18 protein-coding genes are annotated in these 25,110 nt (G+C 63.5%); 10 read left to right on the top strand and 8 right to left on the bottom strand.

The features are described 5' to 3' along the window. Positions 1–73: 73 nt before the first annotated feature. The 8 genes from N436_RS11525 to N436_RS11565 form a co-directional block, all read right to left on the bottom strand. The gene (locus N436_RS11525) at positions 74–1,564 is read right to left on the bottom strand and encodes an efflux transporter outer membrane subunit (RefSeq protein WP_110741075.1); all 1,491 of its coding nucleotides are present in this window, start codon (positions 1,562–1,564) and stop codon (positions 74–76) included. Continuing rightward, complete coding sequence (locus N436_RS11530) at positions 1,561–4,668, bottom strand: efflux RND transporter permease subunit (protein ID WP_105947482.1); 3,108 nt, start codon at positions 4,666–4,668, stop codon at positions 1,561–1,563. Before N436_RS11530 ends, N436_RS11525 begins: the two co-directional genes overlap by 4 nt. Beyond that, on the bottom strand, positions 4,665–7,763 hold the full coding sequence (locus N436_RS11535; protein ID WP_110741076.1) for an MdtB/MuxB family multidrug efflux RND transporter permease subunit: 3,099 nt from the start codon (positions 7,761–7,763) through the stop codon (positions 4,665–4,667). The genes N436_RS11530 and N436_RS11535 overlap by 4 nt, the downstream gene beginning before the upstream one ends. Continuing rightward, the gene (locus tag N436_RS11540; RefSeq protein ID WP_110741077.1) at positions 7,760–9,073 is read right to left on the bottom strand and encodes an MdtA/MuxA family multidrug efflux RND transporter periplasmic adaptor subunit; all 1,314 of its coding nucleotides are present in this window, start codon (positions 9,071–9,073) and stop codon (positions 7,760–7,762) included. Before N436_RS11540 ends, N436_RS11535 begins: the two co-directional genes overlap by 4 nt. Before the next feature lie 346 nt (positions 9,074–9,419). After that, complete coding sequence (tpx, locus tag N436_RS11550) at positions 9,420–9,920, bottom strand: thiol peroxidase (protein WP_110741078.1); 501 nt, start codon at positions 9,918–9,920, stop codon at positions 9,420–9,422. Between the two features lie 166 nt (positions 9,921–10,086). Beyond that, positions 10,087–11,367: a serine/threonine transporter gene (locus tag N436_RS11555; RefSeq protein ID WP_110741079.1), complete on the bottom strand. Its 1,281-nt coding sequence runs from the start codon at positions 11,365–11,367 to the stop codon at positions 10,087–10,089. A 207-nt stretch (positions 11,368–11,574) separates the two neighbouring features. Then, the gene (locus tag N436_RS11560; protein ID WP_110741080.1) at positions 11,575–12,771 is read right to left on the bottom strand and encodes an amino acid aminotransferase; all 1,197 of its coding nucleotides are present in this window, start codon (positions 12,769–12,771) and stop codon (positions 11,575–11,577) included. Positions 12,772–12,977: 206 nt separating this feature from the next. Next, a complete protein-coding gene (locus N436_RS11565; protein WP_110741081.1) occupies positions 12,978–14,003 on the bottom strand; it encodes an Ldh family oxidoreductase in 1,026 nt (341 codons plus the stop codon). Between the two features lie 143 nt (positions 14,004–14,146). Between N436_RS11565 and N436_RS11570 the strand changes: the two genes are divergently transcribed. The 10 genes from N436_RS11570 to garD all read left to right on the top strand — a co-directional run bounded on the left by N436_RS11570 (position 14,147) and on the right by garD (position 25,062). Next, positions 14,147–15,019 carry a MurR/RpiR family transcriptional regulator gene (locus N436_RS11570; protein ID WP_110741082.1) on the top strand — a complete coding sequence of 291 codons (873 nt, stop codon included), beginning with the start codon at positions 14,147–14,149 and terminating at the stop codon, positions 15,017–15,019. 22 nt (positions 15,020–15,041) lie between these two features. Further along, on the top strand, positions 15,042–15,794 hold the full coding sequence (locus N436_RS11575; protein ID WP_110741083.1) for a transporter substrate-binding domain-containing protein: 753 nt from the start codon (positions 15,042–15,044) through the stop codon (positions 15,792–15,794). 145 nt (positions 15,795–15,939) lie between these two features. Further along, the gene (locus N436_RS11580) at positions 15,940–16,659 is read left to right on the top strand and encodes an ABC transporter permease (protein ID WP_016713841.1); all 720 of its coding nucleotides are present in this window, start codon (positions 15,940–15,942) and stop codon (positions 16,657–16,659) included. Further along, positions 16,656–17,366, top strand: a complete 711-nt coding sequence (locus N436_RS11585; protein ID WP_016713840.1) for an ABC transporter permease — start codon at positions 16,656–16,658, stop codon at positions 17,364–17,366. The genes N436_RS11580 and N436_RS11585 overlap by 4 nt, the downstream gene beginning before the upstream one ends. A gap of 16 nt (positions 17,367–17,382) precedes the next feature. Beyond that, the gene (locus tag N436_RS11590; RefSeq protein WP_110741084.1) at positions 17,383–18,627 is read left to right on the top strand and encodes an FAD-binding oxidoreductase; all 1,245 of its coding nucleotides are present in this window, start codon (positions 17,383–17,385) and stop codon (positions 18,625–18,627) included. A gap of 23 nt (positions 18,628–18,650) precedes the next feature. After that, complete coding sequence (locus N436_RS11595; protein ID WP_110741085.1) at positions 18,651–19,433, top strand: amino acid ABC transporter ATP-binding protein; 783 nt, start codon at positions 18,651–18,653, stop codon at positions 19,431–19,433. A gap of 357 nt (positions 19,434–19,790) precedes the next feature. Continuing rightward, on the top strand, positions 19,791–20,600 hold the full coding sequence (locus tag N436_RS11600; RefSeq protein ID WP_105947473.1) for a gamma-glutamyl-gamma-aminobutyrate hydrolase family protein: 810 nt from the start codon (positions 19,791–19,793) through the stop codon (positions 20,598–20,600). 450 nt (positions 20,601–21,050) lie between these two features. Then, entirely contained in the window at positions 21,051–21,962 is a 912-nt protein-coding gene (kdgD, locus tag N436_RS11610) for a 5-dehydro-4-deoxyglucarate dehydratase (RefSeq protein ID WP_016713836.1), read from the top strand. A 103-nt stretch (positions 21,963–22,065) separates the two neighbouring features. Beyond that, the gene (locus N436_RS11615) at positions 22,066–23,430 is read left to right on the top strand and encodes an MFS transporter (RefSeq protein WP_110741087.1); all 1,365 of its coding nucleotides are present in this window, start codon (positions 22,066–22,068) and stop codon (positions 23,428–23,430) included. Positions 23,431–23,508: 78 nt separating this feature from the next. Beyond that, positions 23,509–25,062: a galactarate dehydratase gene (garD, locus tag N436_RS11620; protein WP_110741088.1), complete on the top strand. Its 1,554-nt coding sequence runs from the start codon at positions 23,509–23,511 to the stop codon at positions 25,060–25,062. Positions 25,063–25,110 lie beyond the last annotated feature (48 nt).

The raw sequence follows: 25,110 nt of genomic DNA on the forward strand, positions 1-25,110 counted from the left end.
GCCACGCTCCGCGCAGCCTGCTTCGCGGGCACGCCCGCTCCCACAGAGTTTCGTAGTACGCCGGCAGAACGGGTCAATCCTGCTCGGCAAATGCCTGTTCTGCGTCCCAGCCGCCACCCAGCGCAGCCACCAGCTGCACACTGGCCACCAGGCGCCCTTGCAGCAGGTTCAACACACTGCGCTCGTTGCTCAACGCCGTGGTCTGCACGTTCACCACATCCAGGTAGCCGATCAACCCTGCGCGGTACTGGTTCTCGGTCAGGCGCAGCGACTCACGGGCGGCATCCAGCGCCTCTTGGCGCACCACCGCTTCATCGCCGTACACCTTCAACTGCACCAGCAGGTTTTCCACTTCCTTGAAGCCGTCGAGCACGGTCTGGCGGTATTGCGCCACGGTCTGGTCATACGCGGCCACCGTGCGGTCCACCTCGGCGCTGCGCTTGCCGGCGTCGAACAGGGTCAGCGCCAGTTGCGGGCCTACCGACCAGTAGCGGTTGGGCAGCTCGATCCAGTTGCTGAAGCTGCTGCTGGAATAGCCGCCACTCATGCTCAGGCTGAGGTCCGGGAAATACGCCGCCCGCGACACGCCGATGTTGGCATTGGCGGCCATCACGTTACGCTCGGCGGCAGCGATATCCGGGCGCCGTTCCAGCAACTGCGAAGGCAGCGAAACCGGGATTTGCGGCAGCGCGGGAATGTCCTTGCTGTCGGCCAGAGCAAAGTCGGCCGGGGTTTTGCCCAGCAGCACGGCAATGGCATTCTCGAACTGCGCGCGCTGCCAGATCAGGTCGATCAGGTCAGCCTGGGTACTCTTGAGCTGGGTACGTGCCTGCGCCACCGCATCTGGCCCGGCGACGCCGGCGCGATACTGGTTTTCGTTCATCCGCAACGAGCGCTCGTAGGCCGCCACAGTGGCTTCCAGCAGGCGCTTTTGCTCGTCTATCACCCGCAGTTGCAGGTAGTTCTGCACAAGCTCCGATTGCTGGCTCAAACGAATCGACGCGAGGTCGGCGAAGCTGGCTTCGGCACTGGCCTCGTTGGCATTCATGGTTTCGCGCAGCTTGCCCCACAGGTCGATCTCCCAGCTCACGCCCAACTGCGCGTTGTAGGTGTTGCGAATACCGCTGCTGTTGTTGGACAAGCTCGAACTGGAACTGCCGGTGCCCTGGGCCGAGCGGTTCTTGCTGGCGTTCAGGTCCAGGCTGGGGAACAACGCCGCGCGGCTGCTGCGCACCAGCGCCTGGGCCTGGCGGTACTGGGCTTCGGATTGCGCTACGGTCTGGTTGCTGCGGTTCAGTTCCTCAACCAGCGCATTGAGCCCGGCATCGCCGTAGATTTCCCACCAGGCGCCGCGGGCGATGGCGTCGGATGGCGCGGCCTGGGTCCAGCCTTCGGCGTGCTTGAACTGCGCCGCCGAGCTTTTCAGTTCGGGGCGATGGTAGTCCGGGCTCAGGGTACAGGCACTGAGCAGGGCCACGCACAACCCGGCGCCGAGCAGGCGCGAGCCACGCCCACGGGTCAGCGTTTGCAGGGCACGATGAAGTGGGGTCTGGGCAAAAGTCATAGCGGGTTTTCCAGGGCGGCGTCGGTGCGCACGCCGCGCCAACGGTTGAAACGGTGGCGCAGGCGGTCCAGGTACAGGTAGACCACCGGCGTCGTATAAAGGGTGAGGATCTGGCTGAACACCAGGCCACCAATGATGGTCAGGCCCAGCGGCTGGCGCATTTCCGCGCCCTCGGCGTGGCTCAGCAGCAGCGGCAAGGCGCCAAGAATGGCCGCCAGGGTGGTCATCAGGATCGGCCGCAGGCGCAGCAGACAAGCCCGGCGAATTGACTCCTCGGGGGACAGCCCCTGGTGGCGCTCCAGCTGCAAGGCCAGGTCGATCATCAGGATGGCGTTTTTCTTCACCACGCCGATCAGCAGGAACAGCCCCAGCAGCGAGATCAGGCTGAACTCGCCCCCCGTGACGTACAACGCGAGCAAGGCCCCGACACCGGCTGAAGGCAGTGTCGAAAGAATGGTCAGCGGGTGAATGTAGCTTTCGTACAGGATGCCCAGCACCAGGTACACCAGCACCAGCGCACCGAGGATCATGAACGGCTGGCCTTCCTGGGTCTTGGCAAAGGCATCGGCAGTGCCACCCAGCTTGGCGATCACTTCCTCAGGCAAGCCCAACTTGGCCACCGCGCGCTCCAGCGCAGCCATGGCCTGGTCGGGGCTGTAGCCTTCCGCGACGTCGAAGGCAATGTCTTCGGAGGCGAACTGGCCTTCGTGGCTGACGCGGTCGTTGGCCAGGCTGTTTTCGTAGTGGGCGATGGTGGACAGCGGCACACGGGCGCCGTCGGCGGTGATCACCTGCACTTGCTCCAGGGTACTTGGGTCCCAGGCGTATTTCGGGTTGATCTCCAGCACCACCTGATACTGGTTGAGGCTGTCGTAGATGGTGGAGATCTGCCGCTGGCTGTAGGCGTTGTTCAACACCGTGGTAACCATGTCCATGTCGATGCCCAGGCGCTTGGCCTGGTCGCGGTCGACCACCAGGGTCACCTGCTGGGTGCCGGCACCGTCACGCGCATCGATAGCGGTGAGCTCCGGCAGTGCACGCACGGCTGCGACCACTTTCGGGAACCACTCACGCAGCGCTGCCAGGTCGCCACTCTGCAGGGTATACAGGTACTGCGACGAGTTCTGGTCACGGCCACCGCCGCCCAGTTGCAGGTCCTGGTCGGCCATCAGGAACAGGCGCCCGCCAGGCACTTTGGGCATTTCCTTGCGCAGGCGCTCGATCACCTTCTGCGCATCGATCTTGCGCTCGCTGATCGGTTTCAGGCGCACCAGCACCATGGCGTTGTTGGTACCGCTGTTGCCACCGATGAAACCTGCAACGCTCTGCACTGCCGGGTCGGCGAGCAAAGCACGGCGGTAAATTTCCATCTTCGGCTGCATCACGGTGAACGACAGCCCGTCGTCACCACGGATGAAGCCCATCAGCTGGCCGGTGTCCTGCTGCGGCATCAACGTCTTTGGCACCACGACGTACAGCGCGATGTTGATACCGATGGTGGCCAACAGGCTGAGCAGGGTCAGGCGCTTGTGGCGCAGGGCCCAGCCCAGGCTGCGGTCGTAGACGTTAACCATGCGCTGGTGCAGTTTGTCGCTCCAGCGTTGCAGGCGTGTCTGCTCGGCCTGATGCGGTTTGAGCCAGCGGGCGCAGAGCATGGGCGTCAGGGTCAGCGATACCACCAGCGACACGATGATCGCCGTCGCCAGGGTGATGGAAAACTCCTGGAACAGGTTGCGCACAATGCCACCCATGAACAGGATGGAGACGAACACCGCCACCAGCGACACGTTCATCGACAGCAAGGTGAAGCCTACTTCCTTGGCGCCGAGGAAGGCCGCCTTCATCGGCGGCTGGCCGTCCTCGATGTGCCGCGAGATGTTTTCCAGCACCACGATGGCATCGTCCACCACCAGGCCGGTGGCCAGAATCAGCGCCATCAGCGACAGGTTGTTCAGCGAGAAACCGCACAGGTACATGACCGCGAACGTGCCCACCAGCGACACCGGCACGGCCAGGCTGGGGATCAGCGAGGCGCGCAGGCTGCCGAGGAACAGGTACACCACCAGGATCACCAGCACCACCGCAATCAGCAGGGTGTGCTCGGCCTCTTTCAGGGTGGCCTTGATCACGGGCGAGCGGTCCATGGCCACGTTCAGTTGCACGCTGGCTGGCAACAACGACTGCAGGGCCGGCAGCTGTGCCTTGATCTGGTCAACCGTTTCGATGATGTTGGCGCCGGTCTGGCGGTTGACCACCAGCAGCACGGCCGCCTGGTCATTGAAGAAGCCGCTGTTGTAGCGGTTCTCGACGCCGTCGGTGATGGTCGCCACGTCGGACAGGCGCAGGATGGTACCGTTCTGCTGGCGGATCACCACCGGCTCGTAGTCCTTGGCCGTTTCCAGCTGGTCGTTGGCGCGCACCTGCCAGTTGCGCTCGGCGTCCTCGACAAAGCCCATGGGGCGACGCTGGTTGGCGTTGGACACCGCCGTGCGCACTTCGTCCAGCGACAGGTTGTACTGGTTGAGCAGCTGCGGCTCGACGGCGATGCGCACCGCCGGCAGCGAGCTGCCGCCGATCTGCACCTCCCCTACCCCCGACACCTGGGCCAGGCTCTGCGACAGGATGGTGTCGGCCAGGTCGTACAACTGGCCTTTCTGCAGCACATCCGAGGTCAGCGACAGCACCATGATCGGCGCCTGGGACGGGTTGATCTTCTTGTAGGTGGGCATGCTGCGCATGCCGCTGGGCAGCAGGTTGCGGGTAGCGTTGATCGCCGCCTGCACCTCGCGCGCCGCACCGTCGATGTCACGGCCCATCTCGAAACCGATGATCACCCGGGTCGAGCCCTGGTTGGAGCTGCTGGTCAGCGTGGTGACGCCGGCGATGCTGCCCAGCTTACGCTCCAGTGGTGTGGCCACGGTAGACGCCATGACCTCGGGGCTGGCCCCGGACAGGTTGGCCGACACCACGATCACCGGGAAGTCCATTTCCGGCAGCGGCGCAACCGGCAGCAGCTTGAAGCTGACGCCGCCCAGCAGCATGATCGCCAGGCTCAACAGCATGGTCGCCACCGGGCGACGGATGAAAGGACCGGACAGGTTCATGCCTCGGCCTGCTTCGCGTCAGTGGCCGGGCGCCAGCGGCGGGCCAGGCGGTCGAAGTAGAGGTAGATGACCGGGGTGGTGAACAGCGTCAGCACCTGGCTGACCAGCAACCCGCCCACCATCACCAGGCCCAGAGGCTGGCGCAGCTCGGCGCCGGAACCGGTAGCGAGCATCAGCGGCACGGCACCGAACAGCGCGGCCAGGGTGGTCATCAGGATCGGCCGGAAGCGCAGCAGCGCCGCCTGGTAGATGGCATCGCGCGGGCTCATGCCTTGGTGGCGCTCGGCCTCCAGGGCGAAGTCGATCATCATGATCGCGTTCTTCTTGACGATACCGATCAGCAGGATGATACCGATGATGGCGATCATGCCCAGGTCGTTGCCGCTGATGAGCAGAGCCAGCAAAGCGCCCACTGCTGCCGACGGCAAGGTCGAGAGGATGGTCACCGGGTGAATGTAGCTTTCGTACAGCACGCCCAGCACGATGTACATGGTCACCACCGCCGCCAGGATCAGCAGCAAGGTGCTCGACAGCGATGCCTGGAAGGCCTCCGCCGCACCCTGGAAGCGGGTTTGCACACCCAACGGCATGCCGATGTCCTTCTGCACCTGCTCGATCACCTGCACGGCTTCACCCAGCGATGCACCGTGAGCCAGGTTGAACGACAGGGTCACCGCCGGGAACTGGCCAATGTGGGAAATGGCCAACTGGGCCTGGCGCTGCTCGATACGCGCCAGCGCCGACAGGCGCACCTGGCCGCCATCGGTGGCTTTGACGTGAATCGACTCCAGCGCTTGCGGGCCGATAACTGCCGCGTCCTGCGACTGCAGTACCACACGGTACTGGCTGGCCTGGGTGTAGATGGTGGAGATCTGCCGTTGGCCAAAGGCGTCATACAGGGCGTTGGTGATCTGCGACACCGTGATGCCCAGGCGGCTGGCCATGTCACGGTCAATCACCAGGTAGACCTGCAAGCCTTTGTCCTGCAGGTCGCTGGCCACGTCGGCCAGTTCGGGGCGTTGCTGCAGCGCCTGTACCAGCTTGCTGCTCCATTGCGCCAACAGGTCGGCGTCGGGCGACGACAGGCTGAACTGGTACTGGGTGCGGCTGACACGGTCTTCGATACTCAGGTCCTGCACCGGCTGCATGAACAGGCGGATACCCACCAGCCGGTCGAGTTGCGGCTGCAGACGGCTGATGACCTCGCTGGCGGTGACATCCCGTTCGCCATGGGGCTTGAGGTTGATCAGCAGGCGGCCACTGTTGAGCGTGGCGTTATCGCCATCGACGCCGATGTAGGACGACAGGCTCTGCACGGCAGGGTCCTGCAGGATCACCTTGCTCAGGGCCTGCTGGCGTTCGCTCATGGCGGCAAACGAGGTGGATTGCGGCGCTTCGGAGATACCCTGGATGACCCCGGTGTCCTGCACCGGGAAGAAGCCCTTGGGTACCACCATGTACAGGAACACCGTCAGCGCCAGGCTGGCCACGGCGACCAGCAAGGTCAACGGCTGGTGCTTCAGCACCCATTGCAGGGCACTGCCGTAGTGCTTGATCAGCCAGTCGATCCAGGCACCACTGGCACGGTAGAAGCGCCCCTGCTCTTCTTCCTTGGGCTCGCGCTTGAGCAGCCGGGCGCACATCATCGGCGTCAGGGTCAGCGACACCACCAGGGAAATCAGGATGGCCACCGCCAGGGTAATGGCGAACTCGCGGAACAGCCGGCCGACGACATCGGCCATGAACAGCAGCGGGATCAGTACCGCGATCAGCGAGAAGGTCAGGGAAATCAGGGTGAAGCCGATTTGCCGGGCGCCCTTGAGCGCTGCCTGCATGGGCGTCTCGCCCTCTTCGATATGCCGCGAGATGTTTTCCAGCATCACGATGGCATCATCGACCACAAAGCCCGTGGCGATGGTCAGGGCCATCAGCGTCAGGTTGTTGACCGAAAAGCCGGCCAGGTACATCACGCCGAAGGTGCCGATCAGCGACAAAGGCACGGCAATCGAAGGGATAATGGTGGCACTGAAGCGGCGCAGGAAGAGGAAGGTGACCATCACCACCAGGGCGATGGCGATCAGCAGTTCGTGCTGTACGTCCTTCACGGCAGCGCGGATGGTCTGGGTGCGGTCGGTGAGCACCGACACATCCAGACCGGCCGGCAGGTTGTCGGTAATCGACGGCAACAGTTCCTTGATGCGGTCGACCACTTCGATCACGTTGGCGCCCGGCTGACGCTGGATATTCAACAGCACCGCATGGTTTTCGTTGGCCCAGGCAGCCAGGCGCTCGTTCTCCGCGCCGTCGACGATTTCGGCCACGTCTTTCAGGCGCAGCGGCGCACCGTTGTTGTAGGCCAGGATCAGGTTGGCGTATTCCTCGGGGGAACGCAGCTGGTCGTTGGCATCGAGCATCGACACCCGGGTCGGGCCGTCGAAGTTGCCCTTGGGCTGGTTGACGTTGGACGCGCCAATCAGCGTGCGCACGTCATCCAGGTTCAGGCCGTTGGCGGCCAAGGCATCGACGTTGACCTTGATGCGCACTGCCTGGCGCTGGCCGCCGGCAATGCTGACCATGCCCACGCCACTGATCTGCGCGAGCTTTTGCGCCACGCGGGTGTCGACCAGGTCGTTGAGCTTGGGCAGCGGCATGGTCTTGCTGGAAATGGCCAGGGTCAGCACCGGGGTGTCGGCCGGGTTGACCTTGTTGTACACCGGTGGCGCTGGCAGGTCGCTGGGCAGCAGGTTGCTGGCGGCGTTGATCGCGGCCTGCACCTGTTGCTCGGCAACGTCCATGTTCATGTCGAGGTTGAAGCGCAAGGTCAGCACCGACGCGCCGCCGGAGCTGGTCGAGGCCATTTGCTCAAGGCCAGGCATCTGCCCGAACTGGCGCTCCAGCGGTGCGGTGACTGCACTGGTCATGACCTGCGGGCTGGCGCCGGGGTACAGGGTCATGACGCGGATGGTCGGGTAATCCACCTGCGGCAAGGCGGAAACCGGCAGCAGCTTGTAGGCGATCAGGCCGGCCAGAACGATGGCCAGCATGCTCAGCGTGGTGGCGACCGGCCGCAGAATGAACAGACGCGAGAGGTTCATGCGCCCGCCTTGCCTGCTGCTTTGCCAGGTTGTGCTTCACCGGTTTGCGCCGAACCTTTGGCCTCTTGCCCTTGCAGGTGCTGGCCCGGGGTGGTCGGCACTTGTGAGCTGTCTTCGACCACTTCGACCTTGGTGCCTTCGCGCAGGCGGTCGGTACCTTCCAGCACCAGCCGGTCACCGGCCTTCAGGCCGTCGAGAATGACGCTGTTCTCGCCATCGCTGGCCCCCACCTTGAGCTTGCGCACGTTAACCGTGTTCTCGGCATTGACCACGTAGGCGAAGCTGCCGTCGTTGCCGAACTGGATGGCCGCCGCCGGGGCCATGACCACCTGCTTGAGGGTATCGGCCAGCAAGCGCACGTTGACGAACTGGTTGGGGAACAGGACCAGGTCCTTGTTCTCGAAGCGGCCTTTGAACTTGAGGGTGCCGGTGGTGGTGTCGATCTGGTTGTCGATGCTGCCCAGCACGCCGGTAGATTGCAGTTTGCTGTCACTGCGGTCCCAGGCCTCGACCGGCAGGCTGGCGCCGCTGCGATAGCGCTCCAGCACGGTGCTCAGCTCGGTTTCCGGCAGGGTGAAGGCGACGTTGATCGGCTCGGTCTGGGTGATGACTACCAGTGCGGTGGTGTCGTTGGCCGCCACCAGGTTGCCCAGGTCAAGCTGACGCAGGCCGACACGGCCGCTGATCGGCGCACGGATCTGGGTGAAGTCGAGGTTCAGGCGGGCATCGTTGACCTGGGCCTGGTTGGTCTTGACCAGCCCCTGGAATTGCGCCACCTGTGCTTCGGCGGTGTCGAGGGTTTGCTTGGCGATGCTGTCTTCGGCGTACAGGCCTTTGTAACGGGCCAGGTCGACCTGGGCGTTCTTCAACTGCGCCTGGTTCTGCGCCAAGGTGCCTTCGGCTTGCTGCAGGGCGATGCGGTACGAGCGCGGGTCGATTTCGGCAAGCAAGTCGCCGGCCTTGACCTGCTGGCCTTCCTTGAAGTGGATTTTCACCAGTTCGCCAGCCACGCGGCTGCGTACGTTGACGGTGTTGGTCGCGGTGACCGTGCCCAGGGCCTTGTAGTACAGCGGGAAATCACCCACCCGCACCGGCTCGACGCGCACGGGCACAGCTTCGCTGGAGCCGCCAAAGCCCGGGCGACCGCCCATCATGCCCATGCCCTTGCCACCGCGCCCGCCGCCGCCACTGGCTTCTTTATGCGCAGGCGTTGCTGCAGGCCACAGCCACCAGGCCAGTGCAGCCACCAGCAGCAGGATCAGCAGGCCGACGAGCCAGCGACGGGGGGAACGGGAATTGGACGCTTGCATGGGTTGAACGAACCTTGTTCGGAATGGCGACTTGGGGAGGGTGAACGATAAGCAATGGCATCGCTTTAGCAAAGGGCCTTTACCAGAGGTTTACCTTAGGCTGACGTTGCCAAGACGCGGAATTTTAAATGAAAACGGCCCGGAACGTATTCCGGGCCGTTACAGGGTGTTGCTTGGAGCGGTGGCGGGCTAGAAGGTTTCTTTTTATGTGCCGGCCTCTTCGCGGGCAAGCCCGCTCCCACAGGTACTGCACAGGTTTCAAAAGCTGTACGATCCCTGTGGGAGCGGGCTTGCCCGCGAAGAGGCCGGCACAGGCAATAAATGCCCGCCCTGCCCCACACAATCCTTACTTCAGTACAGCCAGGGCTGCATCGTAGTTCGGCTCGTCAGCAATTTCGCCAACCAGCTCGCTGTGCAGCACCTTGTCGTTCTCGTCCAGCACCACCACGGCGCGGGCAGCCAGGCCGGCCAGCGGGCCGTCGGCGATGGCAACGCCGTAGTTTTCGAGGAACTCGCGGCCACGCAGGGTCGACAGGTTCTTCACGTTTTCCAGGCCTTCAGTGCCGCAGAAGCGCGCCTGGGCGAACGGCAGGTCGGCGGAGATGCACAGCACGACAGTGTTGGCGACATCGTTGGCCTGGGCGTTGAACTTGCGCACGGAGGTAGCGCAGGTTGGGGTGTCGACGCTCGGGAAAATGTTCAGCACTTTGCGCTTGCCGGCGAAGTCTTTCAGCGACTTGTCAGCCAGGCCTTCACCGACCAGGGAGAATGCCGGAGCCTGGGCGCCGGCCTGTGGCAGGTTGCCGTTAACCTGAACCGGGCCGCCTTTGAGAGTCACTTGAGCCATGACGAAATCCTTATGCTGGGTTTGAAAAGGACACTGAGTTAAGCATGAAGCCGGCCGGGTGCCTATGGGTCCGGTGAAATTGTTCTATTTCCAGACACTTTTTGTGGACAAAAAAATACCCGGTTTGCGACAGGCAACCCGGGCATTCTTTATTGCAGGAGGCGAATCAGCCCAGCAGGCCGTACACCACCGAAGTCAACGCAACCAAGCCGACCACCACCACGAACACGTTGGAGGCCGCGCCGCTGTACTTGCGCATCGACGGTACACGGTGAATGGCGTACATCGGCATCAGGAACAGCAGCACCGCGAGAATCGGGCCGCCGAGCGACTCGATCATGCCGAGGATGCTCGGGTTGAGGGTGGCAACGATCCAGCACACCACCAGCATCAGCGCAGCAACCACGCGGTCCAGGGTTTTGGCACCCGGGCGCGCGCCAGTCTTGGCGATGATGCCCTTCAGGCCTTCGCTGGCACCGATGTAGTGGCCCAGGAACGACTTGGCGATAGCCACGAAGGCGATCAGCGGCGCCGCGAACGCGATGGTCGGGTTGCTGAAGTGGTTGGCCAGGTACGACAGGATCGACAGGTTCTGTGCCTTGGCTTCGGCCAGCTGGGCGCTGCTCAGGGTGAGCACGCAGCTGAACACGAAGAACAGCACCATCACCACCATCAGCAGGTGGGCACGGCGCAGGATCTGGCCGCTGCGCTCATCGGCGTGCTCGCCGTAACGGCGCTTCTGGTCCACCGCGAAGGCCGAGATGATCGGCGAGTGGTTGAACGAGAACACCATCACCGGAATGGCCAGCCACAGGGTGTGCAGGAACGCCGAGGCCGGCGGCACCTGGGTGGCGCTGTCGAGGATGCCACCGGTCCAGTGCGGCACCAGGTACAGGCCCAGCAGCGCCAGGGCGACGATGAACGGGTACACCAGCAGGCTCATGACCTTGACCGTGGCCTGCTCGCCGCAACGCACGATGGCCAGCAGGCCGAGGATCAGCACGAACGACAGGATGGCCCGTGGCGGCGGCGCCATGTGCAGCTGGTGCTCCATGAAGCTGGACACGGTGTTGGTCAGCGCCACGCTATAGATAAGCAGGATGGGGAAAATCGCGAAGAAGTACAGCACGGTGATCGAGGCACCGGCGGTGCTGCCGAAGTGCTCTTTGACCACCTCGGTGATGTCGCCACCGTTGCGCCCCGACAGGACGAAACGGGTCAGCCCACGGTGGGCAAAGTACGTCATCGGGAAGGCCAGGATGGCCAGGATCAGCAGCGGCCAGAAGCCGCCAAGGCCGGCGTTGATCGGCAGGAACAGGGTTCCGGCGCCGATGGCTGTGCCAAACAGGCCCAGCATCCAGGTAGTGTCGTGACGCGCCCAGCTGCCAAGGGTGGCGGGGGTCGATTCTGCAAAGCGTTGTTCAACGCTTGGGGCCTGCTCATTCATTCCGGGTGAAGCTCCACTCGCAAGACTGCAACAGGCTGAGAATGGCGAAATAGTGCCTTCGCCCAACTCAACCGGAAAAGAGGGGCGCGATTGTGCACGGAAAGGTTGCACTTGCGAAGCCCCTTTCCGAGGGGCGGTTGCACTTGTCTTTACAAGCGGGTTGTGCCGACAGGAAATGCAAGGGGCCGCGCAGGCCCCTTGGTGGTGTTACTTCTGAACAGCAGCAAACGCTTCGGCAACCCGTTGCAGGTTGGCCGGGCGCAGGCCGGACATGCACACGCGGCCGCTGTCGATCAGGTAGACGCCAAACTCGTCACGCAGGCGGCGCACTTGCTCCACGCTGAAGCCGGTGTAGCTGAACATGCCACGCTGGCGCAGGAAGAACTGGAAGTCCTGGCCTGGCAGCAGCTTCGCCAGCGCATCGACCAGCGCCTGGCGCATGTCGAGGATACGCTTGCGCATCACTTCGACTTCTTCGGCCCATTGGGCATTGAGGCCGGTATCGCTCAGCACGCCAGCGACCAGCTGGGCACCGAAGTTGGGCGGGCTGGAATAGTTGCGGCGTACGGTGGCCTTGAGCTGGCCAAGGACGCTCTGGGCAGTGGCGTCGTCGTCGCACACCACCGACAAGCCCCCTACCCGCTCGCCGTACAGCGAGAAAATTTTCGAGAACGAGTTGCTGACCAGGCACGGCACACCGGCACGGGCCATTTCGCGGATGGCGTAGGCGTCTTCCACCAGGCCTTCGGCGAAGCCCTGGTAGGCGATGTCGAGGAACGGGATCAGTTGGCGTGCCTTGACCACTTCAACCACTTGTTGCCACTGGTGTTGTTCCAGGTCGGCGCCGGTGGGGTTGTGGCAGCAAGGGTGCAGCAGTACCACGCTGTTGGCCGGCAGGGTCTGCAGGGTGGCCAGCATGCCGTCGAAGTCCACGCCACGGGTGGCCTGGTCGAAGTACGGGTAGGTGTGCACCTTGAAGCCGGCGCCTTCGAAGATGGCGCGGTGGTTGTCCCAGGTCGGGTTGCTGACCCAGACTTCGGACTGCGGGAAATAGCGCTTGAGGAAGTCGGCACCGACTTTCAGGGCGCCGGAGCCACCCACGGTCTGCACGGTGGCCACACGGCCGCCGGTCACAGCCGGGTGATCGGCACCGAACAGCAGTGCCTGGATGGCCTGGCGGTAGCTGGCCAGGCCTTCCATCGGCAGGTACAGGGAAGCTTCGTGGTCCTGGCCGGCGATGCGTTTTTCCACCGCATCCACAGCTGCCAGTTGCGGCACCACGCCAGCCTCATCGTAATACAGGCCGATACTCAGGTTGACCTTGTCGGCGCGCGGGTCGGCCTTGAAGGTTTCCATCAACGAGAGGATCGGGTCGCCGGCATAGGCATCGACATGTTTGAACACAGCGTGCAGCTCCTTGGATCAGGACAGTACGAAAAGTCAGCGTTGAGCATACCCGGAGTGCGGGTTCAGGAACATCCACTATTGTGCAAGGTTGTCTATGCAACATTGCATGGCTGGGAATCTGTGCTGGATTCTTCGCGGGTAAAACCGCTCCTACAGGTTCAGCGCATACCTGTGGGAGCGGGTTTACCCGCGAAGAGGCCGGTTCAGCCAAGCAGCTCTTTCAGGCCCTGCAACTCCTGCTCAGTCACCGCCACCCCCTCCTCCTCGGCCACCTCACGCTCGCGGTATCGCCGCTCACCCGGCATGCGGGTCAACCCCACCGCCTGCATCTGTTCCACCAATTCGCGGCTGCGCTGGGCAAACCGCTCGCCCTCGGCCTTGTGCGGGTCGATGACGATGATCAGCTGCCCCGTCCATGGCGTTTTTGCCCCCGGGTGCCCGGACCAGTCGAACTCCCAGGAGAAATGCCCGCCCGTCAGCGCCGCCGCCAGCAACTCGACCATCATCGACAGCGCCGAGCCCTTGTGCCCGCCAAACGGTAGCAAGGCGCCACCCTCCAGAATCGCCAGCGGGTCGGTGGTCGGCTCGCCGTTGGCATCCACACCCATGCCTTCCGGTAGTTGCTGGCCGGCACGCGCAGCAATCTGCACGTCACCGTGGGCCATGGCGCTGGTGGCCATGTCGAAGACGATCGGGTCGTGTTCGGCGCAAGGCGCAGCAAACGCGATGGGGTTGGTGCCGAACAGTGGCTTGCGGGCGCCATGCGGCACCACGCAGGTCATGCTGTTGACCACGCTCAGGGCCACCAGGCCCTCTTCGGCGAACGGCTCTACATCCGGCCACAGTGCCGCGAAGTGGTGCGAGTTGTGGATCGCCAGTACGGCAATGCCGGCATTGCGCGCCTTGGCCACCAGCAGCTCGCGGGCCGCAGCCAGCGCCGGCTGGGCAAAGCCGCCGGCTGCATCGACACTGACATAGCCGGCAGCTACATCACTGACCTTCGGTATGGCCTGGCCGTCAACCCAGCCACTGGCCAGGGTCGAAACATACCCGGGCATGCGGAATACCCCATGGCTGTGCGCGCCATCGCGTTGGGCGCTGGCACAGTTGTAAGCCAGCACCCCAGCCACACGCTCGCTGCAGCCATGGCGCTGGAAGATGGACTGCAACAGGCCCTGCAGTTCGGTAAAAGGCACACGCACGACAGTGCCGGTAGAAGGTGCGGACATCTGAAGCTCCTTGTTGATTTTGGAATGGCTACAGCGTTGCAACGACAAAAACTTTCCTGCATGTGACAGCAATCTGTCAAATGTTGACTTGATGACAGAAAACATTCATTTTCTTCCCCAAGCCTTACCCCTGGAGCCACAGCATGAGCCAACCGATCAAGCAACGCCTGGAAAACAGCCTCGAAGGGGCCGCTGCCTCGGGCCGCAAGATCGCCACCTACATGCTCGCCAACCTGCACGAACTGCCGTTCCAGACTTCGGCCAGCATCGCCGCCAAGCTGGGCGTCAGCGAATCCAGCGTCGGGCGCTTCTGCCGCTCACTGGGTTATGCCCACCTCAAGGCGCTTAAGCAAGACCTGCAGAACGACCTGGGCGACGGCCCGTGGCTGGTGGGTGACCGCCTGCAAGATTACCGCCAGAACCAGGACGCCAGCGACAACGCCGGCAGCCTGGAGCTGGAGATCGCCGCCCTGGTGCGCGTGCACGAATACCGCCAGAGCCCGGCCTGGCACAGCGTGGCGCAACGCCTGGCCAGCAAGCCACGGGTATTCATTGCCGGCTTCCAGACCGAGCGCGGCGTGGCCATGTGCATGAGCCACTTGCTGCAATACCTGCGCGATGGCGTGCAGCTGGTCGATATCAGCGCCGGGCACTTCGGCGACGTGTTGCTGGGCCGCGCCGAAGACAGCGCCCTGGTGGTGTTCGAAGCGCGCCGTTATTCCCGCCATGCCTTGATGCTGTGCCAGAAGGCGCGCGAGGCGGGCATCGCGGTCACCCTGGTGACCGACACCTTCTGTGACTGGGCCGATGCCAACGCCGACGAGGTGTTCCGCATCCCCACCGAGTTCAATCTGTTCTGGGAATCCACCTCGACGATGCTGTCGTGGGTTCACCTGATGGTCAACGAGGTCTGCAAGAAACTCGGGCCTGATGTTGAAAAACGCTTGGAAGCGACTGCCGCTCTACATAACGAGTTCGTCGGCTACACCTCGTGGTCGGCGGGCAAACAACAATAGCAAGAGTGCAATGAGGTGCGAGATGAACAAGACCATGGCCTTGGTGGGTGCGTGTGCCCTGCTGCTGACGGGTGCCGCCAGTGCCGAAACCCTGCGTTTTGCCACCGAGGGCGCCTACCCGCCCTTCAACTATGTCGATGCCGATAACAAACTGCACGGCTTCGACATCGACATCACCCACGCCCTGTGCGAACAGATGAAAGTCGAGTGCACGCTGGTGGCCCAGGACTGGGAAGGCATCATCCCGGCCCTGATGGCCCGCAAGTATGACGCTATTGTCGCCTCGATGATCGACACCGAAGAACGTCGCAAGAAAATCGCCTTCACCGACCATTACTACCGCACCCCGCTGACCGTTGCCGTCGCCAAGGACAGCAAGATCGACAGCGCCCAGACTGACTTCGTCGGCTACACCGTCGGCGCCCAGTCGTCGTCCACCCAGGCCATCTACGCCGAAGACGTGTATGGCAAGGCCGGTGCCGACGTGAAGCTGTACCCGACCATGGACGAAGCCAACGCCGACCTGGCCGCCGGGCGCCTGGACGGGGTGATTGCCGACAAATTCCCGCTGCACGAGTGGATGACCAAGAACGGTGGGGATTGCTGCAAGATCCTCGGCGACGTGGCAGACACCAAAGCCGATGCTGCCATTGCCGTGCGCAAGGACGACGAGGCCCTGCGCCAGCGCCTGAACGTTGCACTGCAACAGATCGTGGCCAACGGCACCTACCAGAAGATCGCCAGCAAGTACTTCGCTTTCGATATCTACAACTGACCTTCAAGCCCGCATTGCCTGACCGGGCCCTATCGCCGGCAAGCCAGCTCCCACAGGTTGCTCACTGACCTGAAGAACAGAGGTGTACCTGTGGGAGCTGGCTTGCCGGCGATGAGGCCGGTGAGGTCAACACAAGGTGTTTGTCATGCTCGATCAATTGTCCTTGCTGTCCTTCGCCAGTGGAGGCTGGGGCCAGGCGCTGCTGGCCGGCGCGCTGGTTACGGTTTCCCTCGCCCTGGCCTGCCTGCCCATCGGCCTGCCGCTGGGCCTGGTAGTTGCCCTGGCCGCACGCTCACGCAAACGCCTGCCACGGGCCTGGGCCACCACGTTCTCTACCGTGTTCCGCGGCCTGCCAGAGCTGCTGACGTTGCTGATCATTTATTACGGCTGCCAGATCGCCGCGCAGAAGATCCTTGCCGCCATGGGCTACGAGGGTGAGTTCCTGATCAACACCTTCCTTGCCGCGATGATTGCCTTCAGCCTGGTGTTCGCCGCGTTTTCCAGCGAAATCTGGCTCGCAGCCTTCAAGACCCTGCCCAAAGGCCAGCTGGAAGCCTGCTCGGCACTGGGCCTGAGCAAGCGCACCGGCTTCTTCAAGGTGCTGCTGCCGCAACTGACCCGCATCGCCCTGCCCGGCTTGTCGAACAACTGGCTGTCGCTGCTCAAGGACACCTCGCTGGTGTCGACCATTTCGCTGGTCGACCTGATGCGCCAGACCAACCTGGCGGTCAGCGTGACCAAGGAGCCGATGTTCTTCTACGGCGTCGCCTGCCTGGGTTACCTGCTGTTCGCGGCACTTTCCGGGCGCGTGTTCGCCTACATCGAACGGCGCAGCAACCGCCACCTGCAAGGAGCACGCGCATGAGCTTCGAACAACTGCTGGCACTGGTGCTCGACCCCGACCTGCTGGAGCGCTACGGCCCGCGCTTTCTCGATGGCCTGCTGGTAACCGCCAAGCTGGTGGCCATTTCCTTCAGCCTGGGCGCCGTGCTCGGCCTGTTGCTGGCCCTGGCACGCATGTCGCGCAGCCTGGTACTGCAGCGCATGGCCGCCGGTTACGTGTACTTCTTCCGTGGCTCGCCGCTGCTGGCCCAACTGTTCCTGCTGTATTACGGCCTGGGCTCGCTCAAGGGCTTCTGGCAGGACGTGGGCCTGTGGTGGTTCTTCCGCGAGGCGTGGTTCTGCACCTTGCTGGCATTCACCCTGAACACCGCCGCCTACCAGGCCGAGATCTTCCGCGGCAGCCTGATGGCCGTGGCCCCCGGCCAGCATGAGGCAGCCCGGGCGCTGAACCTGAAACGCTCGACCACCTTCTTCAAGGTGATCCTGCCGCAGTCGCTGCTGGTGGCCATCGGCCCGCTGGGCAACGAACTGATCCTGATGATCAAGGCCAGCGCGATTGCCTCGCTGGTGACCATCTACGACCTCATGGGCGTGACCAAACTGGCCTTCTCGCGCAGTTTCGACTTCCAGATCTACCTGTGGGCCGCTGTGCTCTACCTGGTGATCGTGGAACTGGTGCGGCGCCTGCTGAAACACCTGGAAGCCCGCCTGGGCCGCCACCTGAACTGACCGAAGGATACGTTCCATGCATTGCCAGACCCTTGTCCTCGGCGCCGGCATCGTCGGCGTCAGCACCGCGCTGCACCTGCAGGCCCGCGGGCGCCAGGTGATCCTGATCGACCGCGACGAACCGGGCAGCGGCACCAGCCACGGCAACGCCGGGTTGATCGAGCGCTCCAGCGTCATCCCCTATGCCTTTCCCCGGCAACTGGGCGCATTGCTGCGCTACGGCCTGAACCGCCAGCCCGATGTGCGCTACAGCCTGGCGCACCTGCCCAAGGCCGCACCGTGGCTGTGGCGCTACTGGCGTCAGTCAGCCCCTGGTCGGCTGGCCGGTGCCGCCGCTGACATGCTGCCGCTGGTGCAGCGCTGCGTCGAAGAACACGACGCGTTCGTCGCCGCCGCCGGCCTTGAAGGGCTGGTGCAAGCCAAAGGCTGGATCGAAGTGTTCCGCGACCCGGCCCTGTTCGAGCAGGCCAAGGCCGATGCCAAGGGCCTGAGCCGCTATGGCCTGCAATTTGAAATCCTTGAATGCGGGCAACTGCAGGCCCGCGAGCACCAGCTGGACGCCACCGTGGTCGGCGGCATTCACTGGCTCGACCCGAAGACCGTGAACAACCCCGGCGCCCTCACCCGTGGCTACGCGACGCTGTTCCAGCAACGCGGCGGGCAGTTCCTGCATGGTGATGCACGCAGCCTGCGCCAGGCCAACGGCCAATGGCGGGTCGAGAGCCGCCGCGGCCCGATTACCGCCGACGAAGTGGTGGCCTGCCTCGGCCCACAATCGGCCGACCTGTTCAGCGGCCTGGGCTACCAGATCCCGCTGGCGATCAAGCGCGGTTACCACATGCACTACAGCACCCGTGACGGCGCGCAACTGGAGCATTCCATTTGCGATACCCAGGGCGGCTACGTGCTGGCACCGATGGCGCGCGGCGTGCGCCTGACCACAGGCATCGAGTTCGACGCAGCCAGCGCGCCCGGTAACCAGATCCAGCTGGGCCGCTGCGAGGCCCTGGCGCGCAAGCTGTTCCCGGCCTTGGGCGAACGCCTCGATGACACGCCGTGGCTGGGCCGTCGCCCGTGCCTGCCCGACATGCGCCCGGTGATCGGCCCGGCACCGCGCCACCCGGGGCTGTGGTTCAACTTCGGCCACGCCCACCACGGGCTCACCCTGGGCCCGGTCAGCGGTCGGCTGGTGGCCGAGCTGATCACCGGCGAACACCCCTTCACCGACCCCGCGCCCTACAGCGCGACCCGTTTCGACTGAACCCACGCGGGAGAAAAACAACCATGACCGCACCACTGAGCCTTGCCAGCCTTGCCCCCGAGCCCGACCCACGCCAGGTGCTGATCCGCATCGAAGGCCTGAACAAGCACTACGGCGCGTACCACGTGCTGCACGACATCGACCTGCAGGTGCGCGAAGGCGAACGCATCGTGCTGTGCGGGCCGTCCGGCTCGGGCAAATCGACGCTGATCCGCTGCATCAACCGCCTGGAGGTGGCCCAGCAGGGCAGCATCAAGGTCGACGGCATCGACCTCGCCGCCACCACCCGTGAAGCGGCGCAGGTGCGCAGCGATATCGGCATGGTATTCCAGCATTTCAACCTGTTCCCGCACATGAGCGTATTGGACAACTGCCTGCTGGCCCCTACCAGCGTGCGCGGGCTGTCGCGCAAGGACGCCGAGGAACGGGCGCGCACGTACCTGAAGAAGGTGGGTATCGAAAGCCAGGCGCACAAGTACCCCAGCCAGCTATCCGGTGGCCAGCAGCAGCGCGTGGCAATCGCCCGGGCGCTGTGCATGAAGCCGAGGATCATGCTGTTTGACGAGCCAACCTCCGCACTGGACCCGGAAATGGTCGCCGAAGTGCTGGATGTGCTGGTGCAACTGGCCGGCACCGGCATGACCATGCTGTGCGTCACTCATGAAATGGGCTTTGCCCGGCAAGTGGCCGAGCGGGTGCTGTTCCTGGAGGGTGGGCATATCATCGAGGACAGCCCGCCGCAGGTGTTCTTCAACCAGCCGCGCACCGACCGGGCCAAGGCGTTTCTGGCGCAGATACTGCACTGAAACCTGCTCTGGCCTCTTCGCGGGCGTGCCCGCGAAGAGGCTGGCACAAGCAACACTTTATTGCACCGCTGCAAAGACCCGACTGCATCGTTAAATATTATTGACCGACACCCCCGCCAAACCCACGCTGCTACAGGCCCGCATCGGTTTCAGCCCCCAAAAACCGGTGCATTCCCCGCGTTAAAGCCCTCTTCAGTCGTTTGACATATCGAACGGCTCTGGCAAGCTATCTACATGCCCCGACCGGAATCGTCGCCTCTGACGAGCCGGCAGTGCTCGGGGCTACAGGCTGCACCCAAGGCTCCGCGCCGTGCACCTGCACAACAACGACAGGCTGAACCTGTCCCAAGGTGACATATGTCCAACAGCAACATTGGCAACAAGCAACCTTCCCTGCGCAAACCCGTCGTCCTGATGACCATGGGCAGCCAAGAGCGCAAAGGCCATGACTATCAGGTCATGACCCACAAATACATCACGCCGCTGGTCGAGTTCTCTGATTGCGTTCCGGTGCTGGTGCCCACCTGCTGCGGCACTGAAGACCTCGAGACCTACCTGGACATGGCCGACGGCGTGTACCTGACCGGCGCTGGCAGCAACATCGACCCGGCCCTGTACGGCCAGGAAAACCAGACCCCAGGCAAAGGCCAGGACCAGAACCGCGACCTGTTCGACATCCCGCTGGTCAAGGCGGCGATCAAGCGTGGCCTGCCAATCTTCGGCATCTGCCGTGGCATGCAGGAAATCAACGTCGCCCTGGGCGGCGACATCTACCAGAAGGTGTACGCCGAGCCGGGCTTCAACGACCACCGGGAAAACCCGGAAGACCCGGTTGAAGTGCAATACGCTCAGGTTCATGGCGTGAAAATCCAGCCAGGCAGCTGGCTGCAGGACACCCTGGGTACCGACGAGATTCGCGTCAACTCGTTGCATGGCCAAGGTCTGCGCAAACTCGGCGCCGGCATCGAAGCCATCGCCCACGCCGAAGATGGCCTGGTCGAGGCCATTCACGCCCCAAGCATTTCGCCGTTCCTGTTCGCCGTGCAGTGGCACCCGGAGTGGCAAGCGGCGAAAAACCCTGATTCGATCAAGATCTTCCAGGCATTCGGCGATGCTTGCCGTGCCCAGGTACGCAAGGCGCAGGTCAAGCGCCAGCACGCTGCCTGACCTACCGTTTCCTCTGCTTTGATCGCGGGGCGGCGCAAGGCCGCCCCCGTTTCCCCGGTCACCCTCTGCTGGTCCCAGAACACTTCCCGTGGATGCGGGCGGCGGGCTTGCGCCTGTCTCCGCGATCGTTTTTCCCTTCCTCTCAAGAGATACGATGACTGATTGCAGGTAGGCTGCCATCGGTATCTCCTGCGCCTTCGGTTTTTACTTGTACCGGCCTCTTCGCGGGCAAGCCCGCTCCCACAGGGGCTGCGCTGGTCTCAAAGGTGGTGCTGCACCTGTGGATGCGGGCTTGTCCCGTGAACAGGTCAGGACAGGCAATAACCCTTCTTCCCTGCCCCACTGCAAAAAAATCTCGCAAAGGGACTAGTCATCGTACTAGTTGTACGATAACTTACCTCCAACACAGAACAACACCCTTCACCCAAGCGCCACAGGATGCCTACAACAATGACTCCACAAGAACTGAAATCCATCCTCTCCCACGGCCTGCTGTCTTTCCCGGTCACCGACTTCAACGCCCAGGGCGATTTCAACCAGGCTGGCTACATCAAACGCCTGGAATGGCTGGCCCCGTATGGCGCCAGTGCCCTGTTCGCCGCTGGCGGCACCGGTGAGTTCTTCTCCCTGGCTGCCAGCGAATACAGCCAGGTGATCAAGACCGCCGTCGACACCTGCGCCACTTCGGTACCTATCCTCGCCGGCGTAGGTGGTTCCACCCGCCAGGCCATCGAATACGCCCAGGAAGCCGAGCGCCTGGGTGCCAAGGGCCTGTTGCTGCTGCCACACTACCTGACCGAAGCCAGCCAGGATGGCGTTGCCGCCCACGTTGAAGCGGTGTGCAAATCGGTAAAAATCGGCGTGGTGGTGTACAACCGCAACGTCTGCCGCCTGAACGCCGACCTGCTGGAAAAACTGGCCGAGCGCTGCCCGAACCTGATCGGTTACAAGGACGGCCTGGGTGATATCGAGCTGATGGTGTCGATCCGTCGCCGCCTGGGCGACCGCTTCAGCTACCTGGGTGGCCTGCCGACCGCCGAAGTGTATGCTGCTGCCTACAAGGCCCTGGGCGTACCGGTGTACTCCTCCGCCGTGTTCAACTTCGTGCCGAAGACCGCCATGGACTTCTACAACGCCATCGCCCGTGACGACCACGCCGCCGTGGCCAAGCTGATCGACGATTTCTTCCTGCCGTACCTGGACATCCGTAACCGCAAAGCCGGCTACGCCGTCAGCATCGTCAAGGCCGGCGCCAAAATTGCCGGTTACGACGCAGGCCCGGTGCGCACGCCGCTGACCGACCTGACTGCCGAAGAGTACGAAATGCTCGCTGCCCTGATGGACAAGATGGGTCCGCAATAAGCGACCCCCTGCGGCCTGCCCTTGCCGCACCCGGAGTGGGAAGCCCCACTCCGGTTACAATTCGTGAGCCCGCACAAAAATAACTAGTGGGAGTATTACCAGCATGCAAGCGACTAAGAAGACGCATGTGCGCTACCTGATCCTGTTCATGCTGTTTCTGGTGACCACGATCAACTATGCCGACCGCGCTACCATTGCAATCGCAGGCTCCAGCCTGCAGAAAGACCTCGGCATTGACGCCGTAACCCTCGGTTATATCTTCTCCGCCTTCGGATGGGCTTACGTGGCTGGCCAGATTCCTGGTGGCTGGCTGCTCGATCGTTTCGGTTCCAAGAACGTCTACGCCTTCAGCATCTTCACCTGGTCGCTGTTCACCCTACTGCAGGGTTTTGTCGGTGGCCTGCCGATTGCCTGGGCCGTAGTGACCCTCTTCACCCTGCGCTTCCTGGTTGGCTTCGCCGAAGCCCCGTCGTTCCCGGGTAACGCGCGCATCGTCGCCGCCTGGTTCCCCACACAGGAACGTGGCACGGCTTCGGCCATCTTCAACTCGGCACAGTACTTCGCCACCGCACTGTTCGCTCCGATCATGGGCTGGATCGTGTTCAGCTTCGGCTGGGAGCATGTGTTCGTGGTCATGGGCGCACTGGGCATCGTGTTCTCCATGGTATGGCTGAAGACCATCCACAACCCGCGCCAACACCCCCGCATCAGCCAAAGCGAGCTTGAACACATCGAGCAGAACGGCGGCCTGGTGGACATGGACCAGAAGCGCGGCAACGACGGCCCGAAATGGGGCTACATCAAGCAACTGCTGACCAGCCGCATGCTGCTGGGCGTGTACCTGGGCCAATACTGCATCAACGCCATCACCTACTTCTTCCTCACCTGGTTCCCGGTGTACCTGGTGCAGGAGCGCGGCATGACCATCCTCAAGGCGGGCTTCATCGCTTCGCTGCCAGCGGTCTGCGGCTTCATTGGTGGTGTGCTGGGTGGCGTGATCTCGGACTGGCTGCTGCGCCGGGGCAACTCGCTGACCTTTTCGCGCAAACTGCCGATCGTCTGTGGCCTGTTGCTGTCGACCACTATGGTGTTCTGCAACTACGTCGACGCCGAATGGATGGTGGTCGGTTTCATGACCCTGGCGTTCTTCGGCAAAGGCATCGGCGCGCTGGGCTGGGCGGTGGTGGCAGACACCTCGCCCAAACAGATCGCCGGGCTGTCCGGTGGCCTGTTCAACACCTTCGGCAACATCGCCTCGATCACCACCCCTATCGTGATCGGCTACATCATCAGCGCCACCGGCTCGTTCAAGTGGGCACTGGTTTATGTAGGTGCCAACGCCCTGGTGGCCGTGTTCAGCTACCTGGTGATCGTCGGCCCGATCAAGCGTATCGAGCTGCGCGACGATGCCCCAAAGCCACAGGCTGAGCCTGCCGCCAACGGCGAACTGGCCAGCTCGCGCCACTGAGTGAACACGCCCGCGCCGGGTTACCCGGTGCGGGCGGATGTACAAAAAGCCTGAGAACCTGACAAGTAGGGCCCAAACATGCAGTTGATCGAACATTCCGACTCGCCCCGCTACGTCCGCCTGCACGACGACGATAACGTCGTGGTGGTTGTAAACGACGGCGGCCTGGGCGAAGGCGCCCGCTTCGCCGACGGCCTGACCCTGATCGAAGGCGTGCCGCAAAGCCACAAGGTGGCCACCGTGGCCATCGCCAAGGGCGAACCTGTGCGCCGCTATGGGCAAATCATCGGCTACGCGCTGGAAGACCTGCGCCAGGGCAGCTGGGTGCAGGAAAGCCAGCTGGCCATGCCGGCCGCCCCCGAGCTGGACAGCCTGCCGCGCTGTGACGCTGTCCCACAGCCTTTGCCCCCCCTTGAGGGCTTCACCTTCGAAGGCTACCGCAACGCAGACGGCACCGTCGGCACCCGCAACATCCTCGGCATCACCACCACCGTGCAATGCGTTACCGGCGTGCTGGAGCATGCGGTCAAGCGCATTCGCAGCGAACTGCTGCCCAAGTACCCCAACGTCGACGACGTGGTAGCCATCACCCACAGCTACGGCTGCGGCGTGGCCATCAACGCGCGCGACGCTTACATCCCGATCCGCACCGTGCGCAACCTGGCGCGCAACCCCAACCTGGGTGGCGAGGCGCTGGTCATCAGCCTGGGCTGCGAAAAACTGCAGGCCGGCCAGGTGATGCACGACAACGACCCGTCGGTGGACCTCAGCGACCCGTGGCTGTACCGCCTGCAGGACGCCAGCCTGGGCTTTGTGGAAATGATCGAACAGATCATGGAACTGGCCGAAACCCGACTGAAGAAACTCGATCAGCGCCGACGCGAAACCGTACCCGCCAGCGAGCTGATCCTTGGCATGCAGTGCGGCGGCAGCGACGCCTTCTCGGGCATTACCGCCAACCCGGCACTGGGCTACGCGTCCGACCTGCTGGTACGCGCCGGCGCCACCGTGCTGTTCTCGGAAGTGACCGAGGTGCGCGACGCCATCTACATGCTGACCTCTCGCGCCGAAAACCAGGACGTCGCCGAAGCCCTGGTGCGCGAGATGGACTGGTACGACCGCTACTTGCAGCAAGGCGCCGCCGACCGCAGTGCCAATACCACGCCGGGCAACAAGAAAGGTGGCCTGTCCAATATCGTCGAGAAGTCGCTGGGTTCGATCGTCAAGTCCGGCAGCGGCGCCATCCAGGGCGTGCTTGGCCCTGGCGAGCGGGTAAACCGCAAAGGCCTGATCTTCTGCGCCACCCCGGCCAGCGACTTCGTGTGCGGCACCCTGCAACTGGCCGCTGGCATGAACCTGCACGTATTCACTACCGGCCGCGGTACCCCGTATGGCCTGGCCATGGCGCCGGTGGTCAAGGTATGCACCCGCAGCGAACTGGCGCAGCGCTGGCCCGACCTGATCGACATCGACGCCGGGCGCATCGCCACAGGCCGTTCGACCATCGAAGAGCTGGGTTGGGAGCTGTTCCATTACTACCTGGACGTGGCCAGCGGCCGCAAGCAGACCTGGGCCGAACAGCACCGGTTGCACAACGACATCACCCTGTTCAACCCGGCACCGATTACCTGATGCCCAAGGTGGCAACCCATCAGACGTTCTCTCAACCTACAGGAGCAC

Origin of the sequence: Pseudomonas sp. RV120224-01b (assembly GCF_003208145.1) — a bacterium.
GTDB lineage: Bacteria > Pseudomonadota > Gammaproteobacteria > Pseudomonadales > Pseudomonadaceae > Aquipseudomonas > Aquipseudomonas monteilii.